Below are 7,833 nucleotides of genomic sequence, written 5' to 3'. Positions count from 1 at the left end.
GCTTCTGGCAGCAAGGCGACGGCGGCGCCGTCGCGCCATTCACGCCCATCACCGCGCAGCAGGTGCGCGCCGGCGAGTTCGCGCCACGCGACCCGGCCGCGCTGCCAAGAACCCTCGCCTACCTGGACGAGCTCGAAGCCCGTGGCCGCTACACGCTGATGGTCTGGCCGGTGCACTGCGAGATCGGCACCTGGGGCCACAACCTGCATGCCAACCTGAAGGCCGCGCTGGGCGACTGGGAGACCATGCAGCTGACGCAACTGAACCTGGTGCTCAAGGGCAGCAACCCGTGGACCGAGCACTACAGCGCGATGCAGGCCGAAGTGCCGGACGGCACCGACCCGGCCACCGAGCTGAACCGCACGCTGCTGGCCGAGCTCGCCCAGGCCGACCTGCTGTTGATCGCCGGCCAGGCCAGCAGCCACTGCGTGAAGGCGACCACCGAACACATCGTCGCGAACCTGCCGGCCGAAGCCGCCACCCGTGTCATGCTGCTGACCGATGCGATGAGCCCGGTGGGCGGCTTCGAGGCGAACGCCCAAGGCTTCCTGGCCGACATGCGTTCCCGCGGCGTGCAACTGGCCACCTGCGACCAGGCACTGCCGCTGCTCACCGCCAACCTCCAGTGAGGGCTCGAACCCACCATGACCCCCGTGATCACCAGCCTGCTGGACACCGACCTCTACAAGTTCACGATGTGGCAGGCCATGCTGCACCGGCACCCGTCCACCCAGGCCGAGTACCGCTTCGTCTGCCGCAACACACCGGCCTATCCACTGGCCGAGCTGGCCGGCGAAGTGGGCCAGCAGCTGGACGCGCTTTGCCAGCTGCGCTTTGCCTCCGAAGAACTGAGCTATCTGCAGGGCCTGCGCTTCATGAAGTCGGACTTCATCGACTTCCTGCGCATCTTCCAGTTCCAGCGCGCCTTCATCGAGGTCAGCACAGCGGGCGACACGCTGCAGATCGTCGCCCACGGCCCGCAGGTGCATGTGACGGGCTTCGAGATCTTCGTGCTGGCCATCGTCAACGAGCTGTACTTCCGCCGCTTCGACGCCGAGCCGGCGCTGGCCGAAGGCCGCCGCCGGCTGCAGGCCAAGATCGAGGCCGTGAAAGCGTTCGGCGCCGAGCCGTCCCGCACCCATCCCTTCGAGTTCTTCGACTTCGGCGTGCGACGCCGCTTCTCCGGCGCCTGGCAGCGCGAGGTCGTCAGCGCGTTCCAGCGCGAACTTGCGCAGTGGTTCAAGGGCACCTCCAACGTGATGCTGGCCAAGGCGCTGAACCTGGTGCCCATCGGCACCATGGCGCATGAGTACCTGCAGACCTTCCAGGCCCACGAGGTGCGGCTCAAGCACTTCCAGCAGGCGGCGCTCGAAGACTGGGTGCAGGAATACCGCGGCGACCTGGGCATTGCGCTGACCGACGTGGTCGGCATGGACGCCTTCCTGGCCGACTTCGACCTCTACTTCGCCAAGCTCTTCGACGGCCTGCGCCACGACTCCGGCGACCCCATCACCTGGGGCGAAAAGGCGCTGACCCATTACGCCAAGCTGCGCATCGATGCGCACACCAAGCGCCTGGTCTTCTCCGACGGCCTGGACATGCCGACCGCATTTGCGCTCTACCGCCATTTCGCCGACCGCACGCAGCTGGGCTTTGGCATCGGCACGCACCTGACCAACGACGTAGGCCTCACGCCGATCAACATCGTGATGAAGCTCACCGCCGCCAACGGCCAGCCGGTGGCCAAGCTGTCCGATTCCCCGGGCAAGACCCTGTGCGACGACGAGACCTTCCTCGCCTACCTGCGCCAGGTCTTCCACATCCAGCCGCCAGAGGTGCAGCAATGATGTTGACCCTGACCCTTGCCCAGCTGAACCCGACGCTGGGCGACATCGAAGGCAATGTCGCCGCGATGCGGCGCGCGGCCCGCCAGGCCCGGGACGCAGGCGCGCAGCTGGTCATCTTCCCCGAGCTGTCGCTGACCGGCTATTTCCCCGGCGATCTGCTGGCCGAGCCGGCCTTCCTGCAGCAGGTGGCAGCGGGCATCGAAGCGTTGCATCAAGCCTCGCGCGAACTGCCGCAGCTGACCTGGGTCGTCGGCGCACCGGTGCCTCGCGTCGGTCCAGGCAAGCCGCTGCACAACCAGCTGCTGGTGCTGCGCAACGGCGAGGTGCTGCTGCGCTACGCCAAGCAGCTGCTGCCGACCTACGGCATCTTCGACGACAAGCGCCATTTCGAGCCTGGCCCGGACGCCGCGCCGGTGCTGCGCGTGGGCGATGCACGCGTCGGCTTCCTGATCTGCGAGGACGGCTGGAACGACGACGGCCAGGCCTACGCGGTCAACCCGTTTGCCTGCATGCGCGACGCCGCGCCGGACCTGGTGGTGTCCATCAACGCCAGCCCTTCGGACCTGGGCCAGCGCCAGCGCCGCCATGCGGTAGTCGCCGCCGCGGCCCAGCGCCATGGCCTGCCGCTGGTCTATGTGAACCAGGTCGGCGGGCATGACGAACTGGTCTACGACGGCGCCTCCTTCTGCGCCGAACCGCAGCGCGGCGTGTGCTTCGAGGCCCGCCGCTTCGCCGAAGACATCTGCACGCTGGGCTTCGACCGGGGCCGCTTCTGCGCGGCCGATGGCGGCGCCTTGCCGCCGGTCGCACAAGCCATGACCGCGCCCGCCTTCCACCGCGCGCAGATCGTGCTCGGCCTTCAGGACTATGCGCGCCGCTGCGGCTTCCGCCAGGCTGTCGTCGGCGCGTCCGGTGGCATCGACAGCGCCGTCACGCTCGCCCTTGCCGCCGAGGCGCTGGGGCCGGAGAACGTGCTCGCCATCACGATGCCATCGCGGCACTCGTCCGCAGGCTCGGTGGACGACTCGGCCACGCTGTGCGCGAACCTCGGCGTGAAGCTGTTGACGCATCCCATCCAGGCCACAGTGGACCAGCACGCGGCACAGTTCGAAGCCAGCACCGGCGCGCCGCTGCAAGGCCTGGCGCTGGAAAACCTGCAGGCCCGCATCCGCGGCACCGTGCTGATGGCGCACTCGAACCAGTTCGGCCAGCTGCTGCTGACCACCGGCAACAAGTCCGAGATCGCCGTGGGCTACTGCACGCTGTATGGCGACACCAATGGCGGACTGGGCCTGATCGGCGACCTGTACAAGACGGAAGTCTTTGCGCTGGCGCGGCACCTGAACGAAGCCGCCGACCGTGAGCTGATCCCGCGGGCCATCATCGACAAACCGCCCTCTGCCGAACTCGCGCCTGGCCAGCAGGACAGCGACAGCCTGCCGCCGTACCCCGTGCTGGACGAGGTGCTGAAGCTGATGATCGAGGGCGAACGTCTCTCGCCCGAAGAACATGTACAGGCCAGCGCGATGGTCGCTGCGCTGCAGCTGCAGCCCGAGGGCGCGGCGCTGATCGCCCGCATCCGCCGCATGGTCTGGCGCAACGAGTACAAACGCCGCCAGGCGCCACCCCTCATCCGCCTGCGCGCCCAGGCTTTTGGCAGCGGCCGCCGCATGCCCATCGCCGCCGTGCATCCCGACTGAACCCCACCCAGCACCTCATGCGAACCCTGCCCGAAATCCCTGCCACCACACACGAAGCCGCGCTGTTCATCGGCCGCTTCCAGCCACTGCACAACGGCCACCTCGTGCTGCTGCGCCAGGCGCTGGCCACCGCGCCGCGGGTCATCGTCGTGCTCGGCTCCAGCTTCCAGGCGCGCACGCCGAAGAACCCGTTCACCTGGGAAGAACGCGCCGAGCTGATCCGCCTGGCGGTAGGCGAGGCGGATGCCGCGCGCATCCAGTTCCTGCCGCTGCGCGATTTCTATGACGAGACGCGCTGGGTCGCCGCAGTCAAGGCCGGCGTGGCCAGGCTGCTGGCAACCGCAGAAGACCGCAAGGCACCGTCCATCGCACTGATCGGCCACTTCAAGGACGCCACCAGCAGCTACCTGCGCCGCTTCGAGCCCTGGCAGCTGATCGCCGCCGAACGCGCACCCGGCACGCCGGACGCGCAGCAGGTGCGCGACGCACTGTTCGCCAGCGCCGAACTGGCCAGCGCAGACGACCGCCGCGCCGCACTCGGTGCACTGACCGCCGTGCTGCCGCACAGCACCCTGGCCTTCCTGCGCAGCTGGATCTCGCTGCCCTTCTTCAACGCCTTGGCCGCCGAATGGGCCGCGCTCAAGCGCTACCACGAAGCCTGGTCCCAGGCACCGTATGCACCGGTGTTCGTCACGGTGGACGCCGTGGTTCAGTGCGCAGAGCACGTGCTGCTGATCCGCCGCGCCCACCCACCCGGCGTCGGCCTGTGGGCCGTGCCCGGCGGCTTCATCGAACAACGCGAAACGGCTTACCAGTCCACGCTGCGCGAACTCGCCGAAGAGACCCACCTGCACCTGCTGGACACCACGATGCAGCAGGCCCTCAAAGCCAGCGCCGTCCTCGACCACCCCGACCGCAGCCAGCGCGGCCGCACGATCACCCACGCCCACCACTTCGACCTCGGCGACCGCGAACTCCCCGAAGTCTGCGCCGACGACGACGCCCAATCCGTCGCCTGGGTCCCCATCGCCGACCTCACCTCAATGGAAGACCAGTTCCACGACGACCACTTCCACATGCTGGATCATTTCCTGGGGTTGACGAAGGGGGAGTGATCCATAGGAGCCCAGCGGGGCCTTGGCCCACGCTGCACAATGAGGCCCTGAGCCGCAGGAGTTCCCGATGAAACCCATTCCGCCGCTGAGCGAAATGAACATGCAGATCGCCGAAGCCCGGATTCCGGAGCTGGCCGCGCGCGCCGGGCGCGCTGCGCATCAACGTGCGCTCGCGCAAGCTGGCAAGGTGGTGATGGCAGCCAATGGCCAACTGGTCGAAGCCAGTGCCGATGGCAGTGTGAGGGTGATCCATGCGCTCCCCCCTGCCACCAAGGTGCGAAAAGGCACGGTGCTGACCCGCAAGAGCAAGAGCGACTGAGCGGTGACGACGGCGACGGCCAGCCCGAGACTGCGAGTCTTCGCCGGGCCCAACGGATCGGGCAAAAGCACGATCCAGGACGAGTTGCGCCCGGAATGGATCGGCATCTACCTCAATGCGGACGAGATCGAAAAGGTCCTGAGACAACACGGGCAGATCGATCTGTCCAGCCTTGGCGTACAGCTCACCAAGCTCGACATTGGCGAGCGACTGCGGGCCTATTTCCGGGCTTCACCGCTGCTGCAAAACGCCGGCCTGTCAGCCGTCTCAGAAGACTTTCGGATGACAGGCTCGCTGGTCACGCTGAACCCCGCGCAGGCGAACTCCTATGTTGCCTCCGTGCTGGCTGACTTCGTGCGACGGGAGTTACTGGCAACGGGCACGTCGTTTACCTTCGAGACGGTCATGTCTTCGCGCGACAAGGTGGACTTCATGCGCGAGGCCCAGGCCTGCGGGTTCCGCACGTACCTCTACTTCGTGGCCACGGAAGACCCGGCCATCAACATCGCCCGCGTCCAGCAACGTGTGACGGAAGGCGGCCACGACGTGCCGCACGAGAAGATCGTGCAGCGGTACGCTCGATCAATTGGCTTGCTGGAATCCGCCTGCGATGCCGCCAACCGAGCCTATGTGTTCGACAACTCCGGCGAGCAGCACCGGCTCATCGCCGAAGTGACCGACGGCAAGACACTCGAGTTGCACGCTGACACCTTACCCCAGTGGTTCATCGCTTCCTCGCTCTGGCGCGCCTTCCAGCCAGGCACGCCAGACGCCACCGCTCAAAACGGCAACGACAGGTAGGTCAGCCCCAACCCACTCAACACCCCATCACCCGCCAGCAAACTGCTGTAGTGCGGGTCGGTGTTCAGGCGGCCGGTGAACCAGGCGTAGCGGAAGACGTCACTGCGGGTTTCGCAGGTGGCGACCATCTCGGTCATCTGGGCTTGCTGCTTGGCCAGCGTGTCGATCTGGGCGCCGTCGGTCTGGCTGTGCCAGTTGGCCATTTCGGTGACCCAGAAGGGCTTGGCGTATTTGGCGAGGCGGTCGAGCTGGTCGGCCAGGCCGTAGTCGTACCAGTGGAAGCCGAGGTAGTCGATCTGTGGTGAGCGGCCGGCGTGGGCGGCCTGGTAGGCGGCGTAGAAGGCGTCCAGCCACGCGACGGGGTCGGCGTAGCCGCTCATCGTGCCCCAGGTGATCTGCGGGCCGACGAGCTTGACGCCGGTGGCCGTGGCAATGGCCTCGTAGCGTGGCCAGAGGTCCGCGGCCTGCTGCGGCGTGAGGTTGGCCTGGTCGGTCAGGTTGGGCTCGTTCATCAGCAGCAGGTACTTGATGGACGTGTCGGCCAGCAGCTTGGCGGTGACCTGCGCGTCGTCGAAGTTGCCGTTCCACAGCATGGGCAGGAAGTCCATCGCGTGCGTGGTCTGCGCGTCCGAAGGCAGCGAGGCCGACGGGTTCAGGCCCCAGTCGTACCACCAGCTGACGCCGGGCGCGAGGGCGCTGAGGTCAGCGTCGGACGCGAAGTCATAGGCCACGCCACGCTTGGCGCTCTTGGTGGCCGGTGCGGGTGGTGGCGGAGGCGGTGGGGATGCCGGCGGCGGGGCTGGCGGCGGTGAGCCAGGGCTTGTGGGTGGCGCGGGGCTGGTGTCTCCGCCGCCACCACCACAGCCGGCCATCACGGCCGCGGTTGCAAATGCCAACCCCAGCAGCCGCCGGCGGCGCTGGTCTTCAGGTACTTCCAGGCTCATCTCTTGTTCATTCCCAACGTGGAGGCGCGATGTTATGCAGCGCATCCCGGGGCACTGAGCTGGAGCCGACAGGCGGTGCGGCACCGCAAACCCAACGGTGCCTGGCGCCGCGGTCGGGTGTCATCCGGGATGTGAAATGATGGCGCCGATTCCAATCCACAAATATCGCAACACAGAGGGAGAAATCGGATGTTGGTCAGCAATCTGGAAATGGCGCCGGGGCACCGAGTGGTCGCTCACCTGGGATTGGCGCAGGGCAGCACGGTGCGGGCCAAGCACGCCGGCCGGGACCTGATGGCAGGCCTGAAGAACATCGTGGGTGGTGAGCTGAAGGGCTACACCGAGCTGATGCAGGAAGCGCGGGAAGAGGCCATCAAGCGCATGACCGACGAAGCCCGCAGCATGGGCGCCAACGCGGTGCTGAACGTGCGCTTCGTCACCACGGCCATCACCACCGGCGCGGCCGAGATCCTGGCCTACGGCTCGGCGGTGACGATAGAGCGGATCTGAGCCCATGCCGCTGGACCTCATCCTCAACCTGGGGCTGCCGATCGTGCTGATCGTGATCGGCTACGTCGTTGGCCGGGCGCTGGAGCAACGCCACTATGCGTCGATCCGTGAACGCGAGCGTGCGCTGCAAGGTGTCATCGCGTTGAACACGCGCTTCGTGCCGGTAGGCGTCAAGGCCCATGGCTCGCAGCTTGTGAGCGGCGGCGTGGTCGTTTCGTCCGACCATTTCAAGACCTTCGTGGCCGGCTTTCGCAACCTGGTGGGCGGGCGCATGCGGGGCTACGAGTCGCTGCTGGAACGCGGGCGGCGCGAAGCCTTGCTGCGCATGAAGCAACAGGCCCGTGACGCCGGTTGCACGCTGGTCATCGGCGTGCGCTTCCACACCACGCGCGTGGCCGGCAAGCAGACCCCGGCGATGGAAGTGATGGCCTACGGCACCGCGCTGGACACGCGCGCCGAGTGAGCTGCCGATGACCGAATCTTCAGAACCACCGCGCCCTGCCGGCCCGACGCTGGAGAACCGGCTGCCCGCCGAAGGCATCAACAGCAGCGCCGAGCACCCGCTGCGTGAGTTCGCCTGGGTGGTCGGCGCCAGCG

Annotated in this window: 9 protein-coding genes; 8 read left to right on the top strand and 1 reads right to left on the bottom strand. The window is 67.4% G+C overall.

Going from position 1 to position 7,833, the window contains the following annotated elements; genetic code table 11:
* The 6 genes from FKP22_RS32085 to FKP22_RS14950 all read left to right on the top strand — a co-directional run.
* Window positions 1-629: cysteine hydrolase family protein (locus FKP22_RS32085; protein WP_170200915.1), on the top strand; the 629-nt coding region annotated here is incomplete at its 5' end.
* A 15-nt stretch (window positions 630-644) separates the two neighbouring features.
* Entirely contained in the window at window positions 645-1,847 is a 1,203-nt protein-coding gene (gene pncB, locus FKP22_RS14970) for a nicotinate phosphoribosyltransferase (RefSeq protein ID WP_141288268.1), read from the top strand.
* A complete protein-coding gene (locus tag FKP22_RS14965; RefSeq protein WP_141288272.1) occupies window positions 1,847-3,547 on the top strand; it encodes an NAD+ synthase in 1,701 nt (566 codons plus the stop codon). The genes pncB and FKP22_RS14965 overlap by 1 nt, the downstream gene beginning before the upstream one ends.
* A 17-nt stretch (window positions 3,548-3,564) precedes the next feature.
* The gene (locus FKP22_RS14960; protein ID WP_141288267.1) at window positions 3,565-4,662 is read left to right on the top strand and encodes a bifunctional nicotinamide-nucleotide adenylyltransferase/Nudix hydroxylase; all 1,098 of its coding nucleotides are present in this window, start codon (window positions 3,565-3,567) and stop codon (window positions 4,660-4,662) included.
* A gap of 67 nt (window positions 4,663-4,729) precedes the next feature.
* Complete coding sequence (locus FKP22_RS14955) at window positions 4,730-4,981, top strand: PDZ domain-containing protein (RefSeq protein ID WP_231010122.1); 252 nt, start codon at window positions 4,730-4,732, stop codon at window positions 4,979-4,981.
* Window positions 4,982-4,984: 3 nt separating this feature from the next.
* Complete coding sequence (locus tag FKP22_RS14950) at window positions 4,985-5,782, top strand: ATPase (RefSeq protein WP_141288266.1); 798 nt, start codon at window positions 4,985-4,987, stop codon at window positions 5,780-5,782.
* On the opposite strand, the gene FKP22_RS14945 is transcribed toward FKP22_RS14950, so the two are convergent.
* Window positions 5,761-6,726, bottom strand: coding sequence for a glycosyl hydrolase (locus tag FKP22_RS14945; RefSeq protein ID WP_211361414.1), 966 nt, complete (start codon window positions 6,724-6,726; stop codon window positions 5,761-5,763). The genes FKP22_RS14950 and FKP22_RS14945 overlap by 22 nt on opposite strands.
* Before the next feature lie 189 nt (window positions 6,727-6,915).
* Between FKP22_RS14945 and FKP22_RS14940 the strand changes: the two genes are divergently transcribed.
* Window positions 6,916-7,236 (top strand): YbjQ family protein, encoded by a 321-nt coding sequence (locus tag FKP22_RS14940; protein ID WP_141288265.1) that lies wholly within the window; start codon window positions 6,916-6,918, stop codon window positions 7,234-7,236.
* Window positions 7,237-7,240: 4 nt separating this feature from the next.
* Complete coding sequence (locus FKP22_RS14935; protein WP_211361413.1) at window positions 7,241-7,699, top strand: YbjQ family protein; 459 nt, start codon at window positions 7,241-7,243, stop codon at window positions 7,697-7,699.
* Window positions 7,700-7,833 lie beyond the last annotated feature (134 nt).

Source organism: Ideonella azotifigens (genome assembly GCF_006519715.1).
GTDB classification, from domain to species: Bacteria; Pseudomonadota; Gammaproteobacteria; order Burkholderiales; family Burkholderiaceae_C; genus Ideonella; species Ideonella azotifigens.
The sequence above is the reverse complement of the archived record's forward strand: the minus strand, read 5'-3'. Positions and strand labels throughout refer to the sequence as shown.